General features: G+C 61.4%; 17 protein-coding genes and 1 pseudogene. 14 read left to right on the forward strand and 4 right to left on the reverse strand.

From position 1 onward, the window contains the following. The 13 genes and pseudogenes from FHX03_RS33175 to FHX03_RS33235 form a co-directional block, all read left to right on the forward strand. Positions 1-141 (forward strand): annotated as a pseudogene (locus FHX03_RS33175) (S-(hydroxymethyl)glutathione dehydrogenase); the annotation flags it as partial. Positions 142-144: 3 nt separating this feature from the next. Next, positions 145-981, forward strand: a complete 837-nt coding sequence (gene fghA, locus FHX03_RS33180) for an S-formylglutathione hydrolase (protein ID WP_097629744.1) — start codon at positions 145-147, stop codon at positions 979-981. A 55-nt stretch (positions 982-1,036) separates the two neighbouring features. Then, positions 1,037-1,609, forward strand: coding sequence for an S-(hydroxymethyl)glutathione synthase (gene gfa, locus FHX03_RS33185; RefSeq protein ID WP_131711812.1), 573 nt, complete (start codon positions 1,037-1,039; stop codon positions 1,607-1,609). Between the two features lie 414 nt (positions 1,610-2,023). Then, positions 2,024-2,740, forward strand: a complete 717-nt coding sequence (locus FHX03_RS33190) for a GntR family transcriptional regulator (RefSeq protein WP_131711813.1) — start codon at positions 2,024-2,026, stop codon at positions 2,738-2,740. Next, on the forward strand, positions 2,737-3,648 hold the full coding sequence (locus tag FHX03_RS33195; RefSeq protein ID WP_131711814.1) for a dihydrodipicolinate synthase family protein: 912 nt from the start codon (positions 2,737-2,739) through the stop codon (positions 3,646-3,648). Before FHX03_RS33190 ends, FHX03_RS33195 begins: the two co-directional genes overlap by 4 nt. Then, entirely contained in the window at positions 3,641-5,158 is a 1,518-nt protein-coding gene (locus FHX03_RS33200; protein ID WP_183857452.1) for an aldehyde dehydrogenase, read from the forward strand. Before FHX03_RS33195 ends, FHX03_RS33200 begins: the two co-directional genes overlap by 8 nt. Next, a complete protein-coding gene (locus FHX03_RS33205; RefSeq protein ID WP_183857454.1) occupies positions 5,155-6,501 on the forward strand; it encodes an NAD(P)/FAD-dependent oxidoreductase in 1,347 nt (448 codons plus the stop codon). The genes FHX03_RS33200 and FHX03_RS33205 overlap by 4 nt, the downstream gene beginning before the upstream one ends. 77 nt (positions 6,502-6,578) lie before the next feature. Beyond that, the gene (locus FHX03_RS33210) at positions 6,579-7,430 is read left to right on the forward strand and encodes a glycine betaine ABC transporter substrate-binding protein (protein WP_097629750.1); all 852 of its coding nucleotides are present in this window, start codon (positions 6,579-6,581) and stop codon (positions 7,428-7,430) included. 84 nt (positions 7,431-7,514) lie between these two features. Further along, on the forward strand, positions 7,515-8,606 hold the full coding sequence (locus tag FHX03_RS33215) for a glycine betaine/L-proline ABC transporter ATP-binding protein (protein ID WP_097629751.1): 1,092 nt from the start codon (positions 7,515-7,517) through the stop codon (positions 8,604-8,606). Between the two features lie 21 nt (positions 8,607-8,627). Then, the gene (locus FHX03_RS33220) at positions 8,628-9,476 is read left to right on the forward strand and encodes an ABC transporter permease (protein WP_183857456.1); all 849 of its coding nucleotides are present in this window, start codon (positions 8,628-8,630) and stop codon (positions 9,474-9,476) included. Further along, entirely contained in the window at positions 9,473-10,324 is an 852-nt protein-coding gene (locus tag FHX03_RS33225) for an ABC transporter permease (RefSeq protein ID WP_183857458.1), read from the forward strand. The genes FHX03_RS33220 and FHX03_RS33225 overlap by 4 nt, the downstream gene beginning before the upstream one ends. Positions 10,325-10,337: 13 nt before the next feature. Beyond that, positions 10,338-11,336, forward strand: coding sequence for a 4-hydroxyproline epimerase (locus FHX03_RS33230; RefSeq protein ID WP_131711818.1), 999 nt, complete (start codon positions 10,338-10,340; stop codon positions 11,334-11,336). 40 nt (positions 11,337-11,376) lie between these two features. Beyond that, positions 11,377-12,390: a GlxA family transcriptional regulator gene (locus FHX03_RS33235; protein WP_097629755.1), complete on the forward strand. Its 1,014-nt coding sequence runs from the start codon at positions 11,377-11,379 to the stop codon at positions 12,388-12,390. 7 nt (positions 12,391-12,397) lie between these two features. On the opposite strand, the gene FHX03_RS33240 is transcribed toward FHX03_RS33235, so the two are convergent. Genes FHX03_RS33240 through FHX03_RS33250 form a run of 3 tightly spaced genes read right to left on the reverse strand, consistent with a single transcriptional unit; the run spans position 12,398 to position 16,053 of the window. Next, entirely contained in the window at positions 12,398-13,678 is a 1,281-nt protein-coding gene (locus FHX03_RS33240) for a M24 family metallopeptidase (RefSeq protein ID WP_131711819.1), read from the reverse strand. Between the two features lie 40 nt (positions 13,679-13,718). After that, positions 13,719-14,810, reverse strand: a complete 1,092-nt coding sequence (locus FHX03_RS33245; protein WP_183782313.1) for a hybrid-cluster NAD(P)-dependent oxidoreductase — start codon at positions 14,808-14,810, stop codon at positions 13,719-13,721. Beyond that, positions 14,800-16,053: an aromatic ring-hydroxylating oxygenase subunit alpha gene (locus FHX03_RS33250; protein WP_131711821.1), complete on the reverse strand. Its 1,254-nt coding sequence runs from the start codon at positions 16,051-16,053 to the stop codon at positions 14,800-14,802. Before FHX03_RS33250 ends, FHX03_RS33245 begins: the two co-directional genes overlap by 11 nt. A gap of 110 nt (positions 16,054-16,163) precedes the next feature. Here FHX03_RS33250 and FHX03_RS33255 point away from each other — a divergent pair, with 110 nt between their 5' ends. Continuing rightward, positions 16,164-17,051 carry a LysR substrate-binding domain-containing protein gene (locus FHX03_RS33255; protein WP_097629759.1) on the forward strand — a complete coding sequence of 296 codons (888 nt, stop codon included), beginning with the start codon at positions 16,164-16,166 and terminating at the stop codon, positions 17,049-17,051. Positions 17,052-17,066: 15 nt separating this feature from the next. On the opposite strand, the gene FHX03_RS33260 is transcribed toward FHX03_RS33255, so the two are convergent. After that, positions 17,067-18,719 (reverse strand): acyltransferase, encoded by a 1,653-nt coding sequence (locus FHX03_RS33260; RefSeq protein WP_183857460.1) that lies wholly within the window; start codon positions 18,717-18,719, stop codon positions 17,067-17,069. Positions 18,720-18,745: the final 26 nt, after the last annotated feature.

Consider the following 18,745-nt stretch of genomic DNA (forward strand, 5'->3'; position numbering starts at 1 on the left):
CCGAAGATCGTCGACTGGTACATGCAGGGCAAGATCCAGATCGACCCGATGATCACCCACACCATGCCGCTCGACGACATCAACAAGGGCTTCGAGATGATGCACAAGGGCGAAAGCATTCGCGGCGTGGTGGTCTACTGAGCCATGAAAACCATCTCGACCGAGAAATCTCATGGCGGCACTCAAGGGGTCTATGTCAGTCGCTCCGAGGCCTGCGACTGCGACATGACCTTTGCGGTATACGTGCCGCCGCAGGCGGCCAAGGGCAATTGCCCGGTGCTGTGGTATCTGTCCGGCCTGACCTGCACGCATGCCAATGTCATGGACAAGGGCGAATATCGGCGGCTTGCGGCCGAGCTCGGACTGATCGTCGTCTGCCCGGATACCAGTCCCCGCGGTGACCACGTTCCGGATGAATCGGACAATTGGCAGTTCGGCAAGGGCGCCGGCTTTTACGTTGACGCCACCGAGCCGCCGTTTTCGGCGAATTATCGCATGTACAGCTACATCACCGACGAGCTGCCGCGCCTCCTTGCCGCAGAATTTCCCGTCGATATGGACCGCCAGGGGATATTCGGCCACTCAATGGGCGGACATGGCGCAATCACCATCGCGCTCAAGAACCCGGACCGCTTCCGCAGCTGCTCGGCCTTTGCGCCGATCAGCCATCCCTCGGTGTCCGGCTGGTCGAAACCGGCATTGCGGAAATATCTTGGGCCCGATGAAAAGACCTGGCGGGCTTATGACGCTTTCTCGTTGATCGAAGACGGGCACCGGTTCCCGGAACTCTTCGTCGACCAGGGGACGGCGGACAGCTTCCTGGAGGACGGCTTGCGTCCCGATGAACTCAGGCAAGCCTGCGAGGCGGCGGGCATTCCGCTCAGGCTTCGCATGCAGGAAGGCTACGGCCACTCCTACTTTTTCATTTCGACATTCATGGAGGGGCATCTGCGCTGGCACGCGCAGAGGCTGGCGAATTGATTGCAGAGCTCGGCCGGGCATAACGCAAACGGCCAGGGAGGAAGGGAGAAAAGCAATGAGCAGCATAGCCATTCATCCGGCAGTGGATTCAGGCTTTCGAGCGACTGACGCTGCCTTTTCAGGCGGGACGCTGGTGTGCAAATGCACCAGTAATCCCGTGAAGGTCAGGATCAAGGGCGATATCGCCCACAATCACGCCTGCGGCTGTACGAAGTGCTGGAAGCCCGAGGGTGCGGCCTTTTCGGTCGTGGCGGTCGCGCCGACCGAAAACGTCGAAGTGCTGGAGAACGGCGACAAGCTCGCCGTCGTCGATCCTGCTGCCCTGATCCAGCGGCATGCCTGCAAGGAATGCGGCGTGCATATGTATGGGCCGGTCGAGCGTGAACATCCGTTCCAGGGATTGTCGTTCGTCCATCCCGAACGCTTCCAAGAAACCGGCTGGGCAAAGCCCGGCTTTGCGGCCTTCGTCTCGTCGATCATCGAAAGTGGCTTCGATCCTTCGAAGATGGACGCCGTCAGAGCGCAGTTGAAGGCATCCGGTATCGAGCCGTATGATTGCCTCAACCCCGGCCTGATGGACTATATCGCCACCTGGACCGCCAAGAAGAACGGCGTTCTGGCCTCGTGATTTCATCGGGGGCGCCGACCCCGGCGCCCCCGACATGCCGCCGCTATCGAGAGATAATCCCAGATGGCCGCGCGCCGCCGGTTTGCCGGCGCCCGGGCTTCCGATGCCCGGCCGCAGAGAACTCTCGCGCCCTATTATACGATAACCCGTTTGGCAAGAAGCTCCGCGGTGGCTACCGCCGCGGAGCTGTTCTCACTTGATCTCTGTCATCTCGATTAGTGGCGCCAATTTTCTACCCCTAAACCGTTTTCTCTCCACGCAGGGATCATGCGCTTCGAGAGGCCGTCGGACCGGCCTGTAGGATTGTGTACCCTCCGAATAATAATTGTGTACGCAAAGTACACAATCGTTTGACTCCGTTAAAAAGGCGTGCCATCTTCAGGGCGTAGAGCAACGAATGGCCGGAGATCGACGATGGCGAAGACACCGAAGAGCAATCTCTACGAGGACCTGAAACGCCAGATTCTGACGATGGAACTGGACCCGGACGCCGATCTGGACGAGGCCAGTTTGAGTGAAAAATACGGGCTTTCCCGGACACCGGTGCGCGACATATTCCGCCGCCTTGCCGGCGAGGGCTATATCGACATTCGTGAGAACAGGGGTGCGCGGGTCATCCCGATGAACCACTCCACGCTTCGGAATTTCTTTCTCGTTGCGCCGATGATCTATGCGGCGATCGGCCGTCTTGCCGTCCAGAACTTCAAGCCCGCCCAGCTGTCGGACCTGAAGCAGACGCAGGAGCGGTTCCGCGCCGCCAGCCAGAGCATGGATGCCATGGCGATGGTTCTCGAGAACAATCGCTTTCATGAGATCTTCGGCGAGATGTCGGGCAACGTCTACATGCAGCCGAGCCTCGGCCGGTTGCTCATCGACCATGCGCGCATCGGTCATACGTTTTTCCGGCCGAGAAACGAGGATATGCGGCGGCGGCTGCAATTGGCCGTCGACCATCATGACGGCTTCATCGTGGCGCTCGGCGCTCACGACGAGGATGCCGTCGTCGATCTCGTTTTCGAACACTGGGAATTGTCTCGCGAGAACATGGAGATGTTCATCGCCCCGCAAGGCCTCAAGGCTGATGCCTTCGTGGGCGGTCCAGCCACGCAATTATTGGAGAAGTCGTCGTGAAATTTGAGGGGATCTATACGCCGGCAGTGACGCCGCTCGATAAGAACGGACAGATCGACCGGGCCGGATTTGCCGCCGTGCTCGAGTCGCTGATCGAGGCGGGCGTCCACGGCATCATCGTCGGCGGCTCGACGGGCGAATACTACGCCCAGAGCGGCCAGGAACGTCACGAACTCGCGGCCTATGCGAAGGACGTTATCGGCACGCGGCTACCGCTGATCATCGGCACCGGCGCCACGCGCACCGAAGATTCGGTCGAATATGCCAAGGCGGCGAAAGAAATCGGCGCGGATGCGATCCTGGTGTCGTCGCCGCCATACGCCCTGCCGACCGAACGCGAGAATGCGGTCCATGCGCTGACGGTCGATCGCGCCGCCAATCTGCCGATCATGCTCTACAACTATCCTGCCCGTATGGGTGTGGTGATGGGCGAGGAGTATTTCTCCCGCGTCGGCAAGTCGAAGAACGTGATCGCCATCAAGGAAAGCTCCGGCGACATGGGCAATCTTCACCGGCTCGCCCGGAAGTTTCCGCATATTGCCCTGTCCTGCGGCTGGGATGACCAGGCGCTCGAATTCTTCGCCTGGGGCGCGAAAAGCTGGGTCTGCGCCGGCTCCAATTTCCTGCCGCGCGAGCATGTCGCTCTCTACGAGGCCTGCGTCCTCGAGAAGAACTTCGACAAGGGCCGCGCGATCATGAGCGCGATGCTGCCGCTGATGGATTTCCTCGAATGCGGCAAATTCGTCCAATCGATCAAGCACGGCTGCGAGATCATCGGCCTCAAAGCCGGCCCGGTGCGGGCGCCGCTGCGCGGACTGAACTCCGAAGAGAAAAGAACCCTTGAGACCGTCGTTTCCACGTTGAAGCGCACGGTCGCCCAGATCACGTCGGGAGCCAATCATGCATGAACCCTTGACCGCCGCAGAATATAAGGCGATCGCCGCCGAACTGCAGTTTCCGACGAACGCCTTCATTGACGGCGCATTTCGTCCGGCAAATTCCGGCAAGACTTTCACCACCACGAACCCTGCGACAGGTGAGATCCTTGCCGAAATCGCAGCCTGCGATTCCAGCGACGTCGACTTCGCGGTGCAGAAGGCGAAGGACGCGTTCGACGACGGACGCTGGCGGCTGCGCTCGCCGGGCGAGCGCAAGGAAGTGCTGCTGAAGCTCGCCAAGCTCCTGGAGCGGAACAGACACGAGCTCGCCGTCCTGGAAAGCCTCGACAGCGGCAAGCCGGTGCGCGAATGCCAGACGGTCGATGTTCCCGATACCATTCATACGATCCGCTGGCATGCCGAGCTCATCGACAAAATCTACGACAACACCAACAATGTCGGCGCCAATGCGTTGGCCATGGTGGTGCGCGAGCCGATCGGCGTCGTTGGCTGTGTTTTGCCGTGGAACTTCCCGCTGCTGATGCTGGCCTGGAAGATCGGCCCGGCGCTTGCCGCCGGCTGCTCGGTCATCGTCAAGCCGGCGCAGGAAACGACGCTCACCACGCTGCGCGTCGCCGAGCTTGCCCATGAAGCGGGTATTCCGGCCGGCGTGTTCAACGTCGTCACCGGCTCCGGCCGGGAAGTCGGCGAACCGATCGGCCTGCATAATGATGTCGACATGGTGGCCTTCACCGGATCGACGCCGACCGGCCGTCGCTTCCTGCGTTACGCCGCGGACTCGAACCTCAAGAAGGTCGTGCTCGAATGCGGCGGCAAGAATCCCGCCGTCGTTCTCGACGATGCCGAAGACCTCGATCTCGTCGCCGAGCAGGTCGTCAACGGCGCTTTCTGGAACATGGGCGAGAATTGCTCGGCCACGTCGCGTCTCATCGTTCATTCCAAGATCAAGGATGAACTGATGAAGCGCATCGGCGCCTATATGCGCGAATGGAAGACCGGCGACCCGCTCGATCCCGAAAACCGCATCGGCGCGCTCGTCAGCAAGTCGCATTTCGAGAAGGTGAAATCCTTCCTCGACGACGCCAAGACGGAGAAGCTGTCCGTCACCCAGGGCGGCGAAACCTATAAGGGCATCTTCATCGAGCCGACGTTGGTCGAGGGCGTAACACCAGCTAGCCGCCTGTTCCAGGAGGAGATCTTCGGCCCGATCCTGTCGGTTACGACATTCAACACGCTCGCCGAGGCGACCGCTTTGGCCAACGACACCAATTACGGCCTCACGGCATCCGTCTATACCGGCAGTCTGCGCAACGCGATCCGGCTCTCCCGCGACATCCGCGCCGGCCTCGTCACCGTCAATTGCTTCGGCGAGGGCGATGCCTCGACCCCCTTCGGCGGCTACAAGGAGTCCGGTTTCGGCGGCCGCGACAAGTCGGTCTTCGCCCACGACAATTACTGCGAGCTCAAGACCATCTGGATCGACATCTCCGAACGGTCGGTCGACGAGACGATCCGATGAGCCGCCATGTGATCAAGCACCTGCCGACTGACACCGGCGTTTCGGGATGGGAGGCAACCAGCGAACGCGCCTTTCCCGTAACGGCGCTTGAACACGACATTACCGCCGACTGGCTGATCATCGGCGGCGGCTTTGCCGGTCTGTCGGCGGCTCGCCGCCTCTCACAGTCGCGGCCTCAGGACAAGATCGTCGTCCTCGAGGCCCGCGAACTCGCTAAGGGCCCGGCCGGAAGGAATTCCGGCTTCATGATCGACGTGCCGCACAATCTGTCCTCGGGCGAGTATTCGGTGGCCGACGAGGAAGCGACCAAGGACGAGATCCGGCAGAACCGTCTAGCGATCTCTTTCGCAGCCGATGCCGCGGCCGAATACGGCCTGTCCAGGGATACATTCGATCCCTCTGGCAAGGTGAATGCCGCAGCCTCCGACCGGGGAATGGGTCTCAACGACAATTACAAGAAGTCGCTTGAGAAGATCGGCGAGGAGCATCGCGTTCTCGATGCCGATCAGATGCGGGAGATGACCGGCTCGCACTATTATCGCGGCGGCCTTTACACGCCGGGCGCGGTGATGATCCAGCCTGCCGATTATATCAGGGGCCTCGCGCGCGGGCTCCATTCGAAGGTTGCCATCCACGAGCACTCGCCGGTGCTGGAGCTTTCGCGCGAAGGCTGGACCTGGAAGGCGAAGACCGCCCGCGGCTCCGTTTCGGCGCCCAAGGTCATTCTCGGTGTGAACGGTCATATTCAAAGCTTCGGCCATTTCCGTGGACGGCTGATGCATATCTTTACCTATGCGTCGATGACCTCAGCCTTTTCGCAGAACGAATTCGCAGGCGATGTCACCGGTGTGGATCGCTGGGCGTTGCTGCCGGCCGACCCGATGGGCGCGACGGTGCGCAAGATCACCAAGGACGGGCTTTCGAGGATCGTCGTCAGGACGAGGTTCACTTACGACCCGAGCCTCAAAGTGTCGGAAAAGCGCGTCGCCGGCATCGCCGCCGAGCAGCGACGGTCGTTCGACGCTCGTTTTCCTGGGCTGGAAAGCCTGCCGCTGGAATATAGCTGGGCAGGTGCGCTCTGCCTCAGCAGAAATCATGTGCCGGCGTTCGGCGAGGTCGAAGACGGGCTTTTTTCGGCCTGCTGCGAGAATGGCCTCGGCACCGTCAAGAGCACGCTTGCGGGCATGATGGCCGCGGATCTCGCGACCGGCGCCCGCAGCCCCGAACTCGACCGATACAGCAATCAGCCGGAACCGACCAGGTTGCCGCCCGAGCCCATCGCGTGGCTTGGCGTCAATTCGGTCATCCGCTTTCAGGAATTGCGGGCAGGCCGCGAGGGATGATCCCTCGGCCGCGCAATATGAAGACTGCCGCCTGCAGACTTCGATGAGAATGGGAACGAAAACCAGGAGTAAGAACAATGAAGATTTTGTGGAAGGCGCTTTGCGCCGCTGCAGTAATCGGGATGAGCGTCCTTCCGGCCCGCGCTGAGGAAAAGACGATCAATCTCGGCACGATGTCGTGGGAAGACCTTACGCCCATCACCGGCATTACCAAGAAGGTTCTGGAAGACGCCGGCTACACCGTGAAGGTCACCGAGTTCTCCGAATGGGGCATCGCCTATGCCGCTCTCGCCAAGGGCGATATCCAGGCTCTCACCTCGCAGACCGACTACGTCGCCCAAGACTATTGGGACAAGAACAAGAACCGTCTCGAAAAGATTTCGCCGGTTTCGCACGGCCTCTATCAGGGTGTCGCCGTTCCGAAATACGTTCCGATCGACTCGCTCGAACAGCTCAATGAAAACGCCGACAAGTTTGGCGGCAAGATCATCGGCATCGAACCGGGCGCCGGCCTGATGCGCGATACGTCGAATGCGGTCAAGGATTACGGCCTCAAGCTCCAGCTCGTCGAAGGCAGCACGGCCGCGATGACGGCGGCGCTGAAATCCGCCTACGATCGCAAGGAGTGGATCGCGGTCACGATCTGGGAGCCGTCATGGATGGTCCAAAAGTACGAGGTCAAGTACCTGAAGGATCCGAAGGGCGTCTTCCCGCCGCCGCAGAGCTATTACTGGATCGGCCATAAGGGCTTCTCCGAAGAATACCCGCACGCCCGCGAAGTCATGGCCAGCGTCTACGTGCCGATCGCCGACATCACCACCATCAACGGTGAAGTCAAGGACGGCAAGACTATGGATCAGGCCGTGCAGGATTGGATCGGCGGCCATGCCGACCTGATCAAGCGCTGGGAAAACATCAAGAAGAAGTAAGCATCTCGTGGCCGCCCGACACGTCGGGCGGCCATCTTGGAACGGAATAAAGAAGCCAGCGCCATTGGCTCAAAGGGGATCGCTATGAAAGCTGTCAATATCGAAGCCAAAGATGTCCTGATCGACTGCCAATCCCTCTGGAAGGTCTTCGGAAGCAAGTCAGCTGCCGCGATGAAATCGATCAAGGAACGCGGCCTCGGCAAGAATGAGGTCCTCAAGGAATTCAACTGCGTCGTCGGCGTCTCCGATGCAAGCATCGAGGTCCGGCGCGGCGAAATCTTCTGCATCATGGGGCTGTCGGGAAGCGGAAAATCGACGCTCATCCGCCTTCTCAATAAGCTGATCACACCGAGCTCCGGTAAGGTCCTCGTCAAGGGACGCGACCTTGCCAGCCTGTCGCCGGCTGATCTCAGGCAGATGCGTGCCAAGAACATCGGCATGGTGTTCCAGAGCGTCGCGCTGCTGCCGCACCGGACGGTGCTCGAAAATGCGGCCTTCGGCCTCGAAGTCCAGGGTATTGCGAAGGCGGAGCGAAACAAGACTGCTTCTGCCGCGCTCGAGAAGGTCGGCCTCGCCGACTGGCTGAGCCGCTATCCCAACGAGCTTTCCGGCGGCATGCAGCAACGCGTCGGGCTTGCCCGTGCGCTCGCCTCCGACCCCGAGATCATTCTGATGGACGAGCCGTTCAGCGCGCTCGACCCGCTGATCCGGCGCCAGCTTCAGGATGAATTCCGCCAGCTGACCAAAGCGCTCGGCAAATCCGCCGTCTTCATCACTCATGATCTCGACGAGGCGATCCGCATCGGCGACCGCATCGCGATCATGAAGGACGGCGTCATCATCCAGACCGGCACGGCCGAGGAAATCATCCTTAACCCGGCGGACGCCTATGTCGCCGAATTCGTCGCGGGCATCTCCCGCCTTCACCTGATCAAGGCGCATTCCGTCATGCGCAGCGTCACCGAATTCCAGCAAAGCGCGCCGAACTTCGACATTGCGTCGCTGGCGCGCACGACGCCGGACGCGGATATCGACGAGCTCATCTCTTTGACGATGCAGTCGGAGCGCGACGCCATCGCCGTCGTCGACAATGATCGGGTCGTCGGCGTGGTCACGCCGCGCAGCCTGCTGATGGGCGTCAAGGGTACGTCTGCCCCCGATCTCACGGCGGCGTGACCCCAACTGGAGGTGATTGACATGGATAGTTCAGCCTTCACCGATGTTTTCGACGAATGGACCGACTCGGCGCTCGAATGGGTGAGCGACAACGGGGAGTCCCTCTTCGACTATATCAGACAGGTTCTTGAAGGGCTTTATGACGGCATCCTCTGGCTCTTGCAGCTTCCGCCCTTCTATCTGATCGCCCTGGTCGTGGCGCTTATCGGCTGGCGGCTGGTCAATGTCTGGTTCGCCCTCTTGAGCGGCATCGCGCTGGCGCTTTGTTTTTGGATGGGGCTCTGGCCGGAGACGATGAGCACGCTGGCTCTGGTTCTGACCGCGACTGTGATCGCCTTGGCGATCGGCATCCCGATCGGCATCGCCGCCGGCTTCTTCACCGCCCTCGATCACTTCATGGAGCCGGGCCTCGATCTGATCCAGACGCTTCCGCCTTATATCTACCTGCTGCCGGCGATCGCCCTGCTCGGCTACGGGCCGGCAACTGCGCTGATCGCAACCGTGATCGTCGCGGTGCCGCCGGCAATCCGCCTGACCTCGCTCGGTATCCGCATGACCCCCAAGGAATTCATCGAACTTGGGGAGGCGCTCGGGATGACGCCGGCAAAGATGTTCTTCAAGATCCGTCTTCCCTTTGCCCTGCCGAGCATCATGGCGGGTATCAACCAGAGCCTGATGATGGCCTTCGGCATGGTGGTCATCGCCGGCATCGTCGGCTCCGGCGGGCTCGGAGAGACGATCTACGGCGCGATCAGGACACTCGACATCGCCACTTCAATCAATGGAGCGATCGCCATCGTGGTATTGACCATGGTGATTGACCGGATCACCCAGAGTGCCGCTCGCTTGGGAACAGGGAGGAAAGCATGAATCTTTCGACCTTGCAGTTTTCGCCCGGCGCCTTCCTGGCCCCATCAGTCGATTGGCTCAACACCAATCTTCACCCGCTGTTTGCGGCCATCAGCTATCTGGTGGAAACGGTGCTTTCGGCTATCGAGGCAGCACTGCTCTTCGTGCCGCCCTATGCGCTGATCGCGATCGTCGTCGTCCTGGCATTCTTTGCCGTCGGCCTGCGCGCCGCGATCCTTGCCGGTCTCTGCCTCGGCTTCTGCCTGCTCGTCGGGCTGTGGACGGCATCGATGCAGACCCTTGCGCTGGTCACCGTCGCCGTGATGATCTCGGTGCTCATCGCCTTTCCGATCGGCGTCCTGTGCTCGCGGCACAAGACGCTGGAGGCGGTGGTTCGGCCAATTCTCGACGTGATGCAGACCGTGCCGCCCTGGGTCTATCTCATTCCGGCGGTGATGATCTTCAGCCTTGGGCGCGTGCCGGCGATTATCGCCACCATCGTCTACAGCATTCCGCCGATGCTGCGCCTGACGACGCTGGCCTTCAACCAGGTGCCGAAGGTGTTCATCGAACTCGGCAGCGCGATCGGCGCGCCGCCGCGCTCGATCCTCTGGAAGATCGAAATCCCTCTGGCCAAGCAGACGCTGCTGGTCGGGCTCAACCAGTGCATTCTTCTGTCGCTGGCGATGGTCGTGCTGGCCGGCCTCGTCGGCGCAGGCGGTCTCGGCGCCGAGGTGACGCGCGGCCTGACGCGCATGGAGATGGGGCTTGGCCTGAGAGCCGGCCTGGCAATCGTCGCGGTCGCCGTTCTGCTCGACCGGTTGTCCCGCGGCCTGCTCGACCGCGACAGGCTGCCGAAGGCGAGATGAGGAGGATCCGAGGATGAGAAACAGCTTCTTCTGCATCGATGCGCATACCTGCGGCAACCCCGTCCGCCTTGTTGCCGGCGGCGGTCCGCTGCTTCCGCACGTGCCGATGGGCGAGCGCCGGGAAATCTTCGTCCGCGACCACGACTGGGTCCGCAGGGCGCTGATGTTCGAGCCGAGGGGGCATGACATCATGTCGGGCTCGATCATCTATCCCCCCTATCGAGAGGACTGCGATTTCGCCGTTCTTTTCATCGAGGTCAGCGGCTGCCTGCCGATGTGCGGCGCCGGCACGATCGGTACCGTGACCGCTGCGATCGAGGAGGGGCTGGTCAGACCGCGCAAGCCCGGCAGGGTCGCCATCGAAACGGCAGCGGGCAGGGTTGATGTGACCTATGAGGAGAAGGGCGGCTATGTCGATTCCGTTCGTCTCCACAATGTAGCGAGCTATCTCCATGAGGCGGATGTCGAGGTCGATGTGCCTGGTATGGGCCGTCTGCGCGTCGATATCTCCTATGGCGGCAATTATTATGCGGTCGTCGAGCCGCAAGAGAATTGGAGCGGGCTCGACGGCATGAGCGCCTCCGACATCGTCGGCTGCAGCCAGAAGCTCAGATCAGCGCTTGCCGATGTCTGCGATCCCGTTCATCCCGACGATGCCAGAATCCGCGGCGTACATCATGCGATCTGGTGCGACCGTCCGGTGAACGACGTTTCGGACGGACGCTGCGCGGTCTTTTATGGCGACAAGGCCATCGATCGGTCGCCGGGCGGCACCGGCACTTCGGCGCGCATGGCGCAGCTCCACGCCAAGGGGCGGCTCGATGTCGGGTCGAGATACCGTCATGAAAGCCTGATCGGAACCATTTTCGAGGGCCGGGTCGAAGCCGAGGCGAGGGTCGGACCTTATCGCGGCATCCTTCCAAGCATTGGCGGCTGGGCGCGGGTCATCGGCCACAACACCATTTTTGTTGACGAGCGTGATCCACTGGCACACGGATTTCAAATTCGATGAGCGCATTTTCCGAGTTTTGAGAGGCGGCAAGGAGATGACTATGCGACCGGAGCAGCATCGGCAGGGAGACGGCGCCGCGAAACCCGGTGCTCGGCTTAAAGTGGGATTCGTGCTGTCGCGGTCATTTACGCTGTCGGCCTTCGCACTCTTCATTGATACGCTGCGGCTTGCCAGCGACGAGCAGGATCGCTCCGGGAGGGTGCTTGCAGATTGGCAGGTGATCGGCAGCACGCGGCATCTGATCACCTCGAGCTGCGGAGTTCAGGTTGCCCCGACCTCCGATTTCGTCGATCCGTTGAAATTCGATTACATCGTGGTCGTCGGCGGACTTCTGACTGTGGAGAACCCTGTCGACCAGCAGACCATCAACTTTCTCAGGCAGGCGGATGCCAAGAAGGTCCCGCTGATCGGCGTTTGCACGGGCTCGTTCATTCTTGCGGCCGCTGGCCTGATGAAGCGGCACGAGTCCTGCGTGAGCTGGCTGCATTACAAGGAGTTTCGCGAGCGGTTTCCCGACCTCGGCGTTCGATCCGACCGGCTCTTCAATCTCGATCGCCAGCGCGGATCCTGCGCCGGCGGCAGCAGTTCGGCCGACATGGCCGCGTTGCTGGTCAGGAAATATATCAGCCGGGATGCCGAGCGAAATGCGCTTGAGGTGCTTCAGATCGAGAAGGCCCGGGCGCCGGCGGACATCCAGCCCCGCCGCCCGCTGTATGACGACTATGACGACGCCCGCGTCAAGGCGGCGATGATTACGATGGAACAGTTCGTCGACGGCAGCATATCGATCCAGAAGCTTGCCGGGATGGTTGGGCTGTCACGGCGGCAGTTGGAGAGAATTTTCATCGACAAGACGGGAATGTCTCCCGCCAAGGCCTATAATCGGGTTCGCATGGAGCGGGCAAAATCGATCCTGGTCCAGTCGAAGGCGCCGCTTATCGAGATCGCGCTCGACGTCGGCTTCGAAAATGCCTCCCAGTTCACACGAACCTTCAAGCGGACCTTTGGGCAGACCCCATCACAGCATCGCGCGGCGGCTTTGAGAGCTCACTGAACGCACTTCAGGTCTCTTCCCACGGAAAGGTGTCCAGCCGCTCCGCGCCCTTTGATGTGATCAGGGCCTGGGTCTCCAGTTTGATGCTTTCCGATCCGACTTCGGCGATCAGGCTTTCGACGTTGAGCACCATGTTCTCCTCGATGATGCCGCTGAAATCGGGATCGAAATCCGGATGCAGCATCACGCCCGGCCATTCATCGGCCATGCCGGTGCCGTGCAGGGCCAGCGTATAGCGATAGGGCCGGTATTTTTCCGGGATCCGCCAGGACCGTTCGTTGAACTCCCGGAAGGTCATGCCCGGCCTGATGATGGAAAGATTGTGCTCGATTTGGTCCTTGGCTGCCGCGTAAAGCTCCTTCTGCTTGGCGTTCATCGCCACATGGCCTGATGTCCACGAGCGCGAGAGGTCGGCGCAATAGCCGTAGGGGCCGATCATATCGGTGTCGAAGGAGATCATCTCGCCGCGCTTGATGACGTAGTCCGAACATTCCTGATACCAGGGATTGGTTCGGGGGCCTGCGGTCAGTAGTTTGGTTTCTAGCCATTCGCCGCCGCTGCGCGCATTTTCGAAGTGCAGCTCGGCCCAGATTTCCCGCTCGGTGCGGCCCGGCTCTGACACTTCGTACATCCGCGCCATTCCCGCTTCGCAGACGCGGATCGTCCAGCGCATCAGCTCGATTTCTTCAGCGCTTTTGATCGACCGCGCCCGTTCGGCCAGCTCCTGGCCGTCGAGGAGGGTAAACCCGCGTTCCGTGAGTTCGAAGGCGCCTGATGGTTCGAGCCTGTCGACGGCGATGCGTCTGTTGGCGCCATTCCCCTTGACGATGTCGGTGATCTCGTCCGCCCAGGCCTTCAGGCGGGGTTCCACGAGGTTGCCTGCGGTGAAGAAGATCCAGGATTTCGACGGCCGGATCTCGTCGATGCCGGGCAGCCCGTCATTGACGTGTTCGGCGCCTTCGAATTCGAAAATAATAGCCGGGCCGTCGGCCAGGATCAGCGCGTAGCGCGACGGATTGTGCATCGTCCAGATGCTCATATTCGACGAGTCGAAGGCGTAGCGGATGTTGACGGGATCGTAGAGCAGCAGGGCGCCGCAATCCCATTCGAGCATCTTCATGCGCAGCCGCTCCAGGCGGTAGCGGCGCGCCCGGTCGAGTGTCGTGGCCGGCACAGGACTGATGAGAGGCCGGTCCGCTCCATCGGGATTGAGGTAAGCCTGCTTCCGCTCGTCCTTAAAGACGGTTGAGCCGGCCAGCTCGACGGATTCGTTTTCGTCTCGCAGCATCCGAGTTATCCCCTGTTGTCGGTGAATAGTGCGGTGTCGCTCAGCGTTCGATGACGAGATTGCTGAGCGGCTTCGAGCAGCAGGGCAGGAAAAAGCCGGCGTCGATTTCCCTCTGGCGGATGCCGCCATTGTGGTTCATGTCGACCGTGCCTGATGTCAGCTTCGACTTGCAGGTGCCGCAAACGCCGTTGGCGCAGGAGGATGGAATCCTGACGCCTGACTTCTTCGCACAGGAGAGCACGCTCTGGTCGCCTGTTACCTCGATGCTGCGGGCCTGCTTCGAGAAAGTGACCTGAAAAACCTTGGCGGCCGCCTCCTGAATCGCCGGGATTTCAGGCTCGTCGATGACCGCGGCGTCGAAGCTTTCCTCCAGATAGTGCGCGGCGGGAACGCCGAGCTCCGCGGAAATGCTGCGTGCGGCCGCCATGAACGGGGCGGGACCGCAGCACATCACCATCCGTTCCGCAATATCGGGAACCGCGAGCCTGACATAGTCCGCCGAAATGCGGCCGGTGAGGCCAGGCCATGACGCCTCGCCCGCAACTGTTTCCGGCAGGAAGTGCAGCCGAAGGCCCTTGAGCCTGCGGGCGATGCAGGCGAGTTCGTCGCGGAAGATCAGATCCTGCGGCGTGCGCGCCGCATGCATGAAGACGACGTCGGCAGGCTCGCAGCTGTCGGCGAGTTCCCGCAGAATGGACATGACTGGCGTGATACCGGAACCGCCGGAGAGCAGCAGAAGTTTCGGCTTCGACGCCTCAGGCCGGATGAAATTGCCAAGCGGGCCGTTCGCCTTGACGGACGCTCCCGGAACCAGGGTGTCGTGAAGCCAGTTGGAGATCTTGCCGCCCGGAACGCGTTTTACCGTAACGGAGAAGGCGTTCGTGCGATAAGGCGAAGACGAGATGCTGTAGCATCGGCTTTCCGCCTCTCCGTTATGCTCGAGGTCGAACAGAAAATACTGTCCGGCCTTGAAGGCGAACCGCTTCCCGTCAGGAGATGCGAAGGTGAAAGTCTTGACGTCATGGGATTCCTGCTGGACGTCGAGACAGACGAGCGCATCGTCTTCCTCGGGATTCCAGACGTCGTGACGGGCGGCCCTTGCGAGCAGCGCTTGCGGGGTCCTAGTATCCATGAGCGCGCATCCGGTCGATGTACCAGCTGGCGAACTTGTCGAGGTTCGTCTCGGAAAAGCGGGAATAGGGGCCCGGCTGATAGGCGGGATCGAGAGCGCCGGCATGGGAACGGGCGACGAGATCGGCGTCCTGATCCGTCGTGGCGACCCAGACATCCGTCAGCTTGTCGATGTCGTAATCGACCCCTTCAACGGCGTCCTTGTGCACCAGCCACTTGGTTCTCACCAGCGTCTTGCCGGCCGACAGCGGGATGACGGTTGCCACGACAGCATGGTCGCCCATGAAGTGGTTCCAGCTGTTATGACCCCAGAGATGCGTGTCTCCGAGATCCTTGCGGGTCATCTGGCCGAGGAGCTTGGAGGATGCGGCGGTGGCGTCGTGGGTCTGGGATTCGCCCGCACCTGATATGATCAGCCGCTGCGTGCGGAAGTTCGTGGCGCAGTCGGAAAGCTGCTCAACAGCAGCCGAAGGGAAACCGTCGGCCTCCCATGCCTGCGTGCGCTCCTCGTACATCCGGAAATGCTCCTCGGCCTGCTCACGATCCTCAGGGCTCAGCGTTTCCGGATCGAAGCCGAAGTCGAGATCGACGAAGGAGACGCAGAGTTCCGGGTGGTTGGCGGAGCAGTGATAACACTCGCGATTGTTCTCCATCGTCAGCTTCCAGTTGCCGTCCTCGATGACGTCGGTCTGGTGGGCGATCTTGGCATTGCGGATATCATAGGGAGCAAGGCGCTCGACCATCGCCTGTTCGAGTCCGGCAATGTCCTCGGGCGGATTGTCGGACAGGCAGACGTAGATCAGGCCGCCGATCGATTTGAAGGTGACGGGTTTCAGGCCGTGACAATCCTTGTCAAATTCCTTGCCCATATGGGGGGCGTAGCTGAGCTCGCCCGTGAGCTCATAGGTCCAGGTGTGATAGGGACAGACGAGCTTCGAAACGATCGTCTTGCCCGGATTGAGAAGGCGAGAGCCGCGATGGCGGCAGACATTGTGCAGGACGCGGATTTCACCGTCGTCGTCGCGCAGCAGGATCAGGCTTGTCTTGCCGATATCGACGACCGTGGCGTCGCCGGGCTCCGGAACATCACAGTCGAGGCCGACGCAGATCCAGTGCTTGTGGAAGAAGACCTCGATATCCGCTTCGAATACGTCTTCGCGGATGTAGAGGCCGGCCGGCAGCGAGTGGCCTTCCGAGCGGGAGTCCAGCAGCGCCGAAATGGAAGAAGGAAGCCTGTTTAGCATGAGAACCTCTTATGCGAGAGTTTCCCTAGATTGCACTTGCAGTGCAGGGCTTTCAACGGCATAAAAAATCACGTTCGCATAATCTTTTCTCATGTGAAAAGGTCTCCAAGATGCAATTTCGAAGACGGCTTCCATCACTGACGGCGCTGGTGACGCTGGAAGCGGTGCTGCGCAGGAAAAGCTTCACCCTGGCCGCGACCGAGCTCGGCGTCACCCAGGCGGCGGTCAGCAGGCAGATTGCGTTGCTGGAGGAGGAGTTCGGCCAGTCTCTGTTCGTGCGCAAGCACCGGGCGATCGAACCGACGGCGGCGTGCATCAGCCTTGGCGCGACACTGGCGAAGAGCTTTGCCGATATCGCCGAGAGTGTGGAAGCGCTCCAATCGCGCAGTCAGGACGTGGTGACGATCGGGGCGACTGTCGCATTCTCTTCCTTCTGGTTGCTGCCGCGGCTCGCCGAATTCCGCCGGGCAAATCCCGGCATTCTGGTGCGGGTGATCTCACAAGACAGCCCGATCGCGCTCGACGGCGGAGAGGTCGATGTGGCGATCCGCTACGGTCTGCCGCCCTTCAGCGATGGAACCGTCATCGCCTCGCGCGGCGACGTCATTTCCCCCGTCTGCTCTCCGGATTACCTCAGGCGTCGGGGAGATGGGCCGCTGGGCTCGGCCGACGAATTCATCGAAACGGACGTCGTCGATCGGTCCTGGTACAACTGGTCGCAATGGGTTTCGCTGATTGGCGCCAATATCGAAGTCAAGCCATCGCTTCGGTTCAACCACTATACCGAAACCATCGCCGCCGCCCGCGCCGGGCAGGGGATCGCGCTGGGATGGCGCATGCTGGTCGGCACGTTTCTGGAGGATGGAACCCTGGTGCAGGCCGACAGCAGTGAGCTTGCCGCCGAAGGGCGTTACAATGTCATCGTGCCCGTCAAGACCAAGCGAAGCAATGCGCGCGATCTCGCCGCCGCCTGGCTGACGGCGTCATTGCACGGTTGATCGAGAAGGCCAAAGCTACAAGCCCAATCCCGGAGTCGCCGTCCGGTGCACGCCCTTCGGAACAAAGGTGAAGCGATCCGACAGGCCGACAAAATCGGCCGCCAGGTGGATGACGGAAAGCCACATTTCCGTTCCCTGCAAGCTCGGTTCGCCACCGTCGGCGAAGGGGAATCCTTCGCCATCCCGCCATCTATCCAGCGCTCGTGAAATGAGATTGCGGGCAATCGCTTCGCCATCGGCCCGCCGGTAATCGGTCTGCCGGGCAATCAGCAGCAGCGGATGGATCGTATCGAGCAGGTTGCAGGCATTGTATTTCTGAGCAACGAAGCCCTTGTGATTGCGGTAATTCAGGTGGACCGTTTCGAGCGAGGCGTGCGGGTGCGGGAGCGGCACGCCGAACTGCGCGTAGGTGCCGCGTGTCAGACGGTAAAAACCGTTCACCGGCTGGAGCCATCCTTCGAGCGCCGTCGGTTCGCCCCATAGGCCCGAGACTCTGTTGGCATTGCGGCTCAGCCACTCGAAGAGCGCCTGCCGTGGCCCTTTGATGCCGAAATACCTGGCGTTGAAATACATAGCGGTTCCGATGGCATCGATGACGCTGCCGGCGTGCCACGCCCGGCTCAACCAGGGCAGCGCGCTCAGCCATTGCTCCAGTTCCTGCGCATCGATCTGAACCGCCTGGATCGAGTGTCGCGGCCTGGAGCCGAGCAACTCGAGCGCATAGCCGACCGAAAGCACGTTGTAGAGTGCCTTCGGATCTTCTCTCAACGCCCGGTCCTGCCCATGCGAATGCGCCTCCGGAAAGAGGCCTGTCTCCCGCTCCTGAAGACCCCGGAGACGCTCGACGGTTTGCGAGGCATCGAGCCCGGGCGGCAGCTGATCGAAGCCGGCGGCGATCTCGATAGCATCGCAGAGATGCCGGATCGCCGGCCGCCTGACGCCGTCCGCTTCCAGCGATTCATAGCCCTCAGAGGTCTTCCAGCGCGCAAGGATATCCGGCCATTGTTCCTTCACCTTCTGCCCGAGCCTGACCAGTCGATCTTCGATCTCCGCGATGCCGGATTTCCTGGCCGGTGCGCCCCGGCTCCGCAGCACCTTTGCCGGTACGCCGCCGGCAATCGCAAGCGCAGGAATATCTTGCGTCACCACCGCCCCGGCCGCAATGACGGCGCCGTTGCCGATCGTGACGCCGTCGAGGATCACGCAATTGGCGCCGATCCAGACATCGTCGCCGATGACGATGCCGAGGCTGACGACGCCCTGGCGGTGGATGGGGCGATCCGGATCGTCGAAGCCGTGATTGAATCCGACGATCGATGCGTGCGAGGCAATCCGCACCCCATTGCCGCACGTCACCTTGCCGGAAACGCAGGCATAGGGATTGATCGAGCAATCCTCTCCGAGGATCACATCGCCGCGAACGAGTGCGTGTCCCGCAATCCACGACCGCTCGCCCATCACCAGGCTCTCGGTGAAGATCGCGGCGTTCTCGGCAATATAGGAGGTTTCGGCAAGCTCCGCGCCGCATGCCCGCCGAAGCGCTGCCTTGCGGGCGACGTGAGCCGGATGATCGAGGTCCGCTACAATGCGTTCCCAGGAAAGATATTGTAGTCGGCGCGCTTCACGCTGTTCGTCGGCCGATAATGGGACGCCATTGGCTTGGTCCATCTTGATCCTCGCACTCAGCTTCAGTC

The organism is Rhizobium sp. BK456 (genome assembly GCF_014194045.1).
GTDB classification, from domain to species: Bacteria; Pseudomonadota; Alphaproteobacteria; order Rhizobiales; family Rhizobiaceae; genus Rhizobium; species Rhizobium redzepovicii.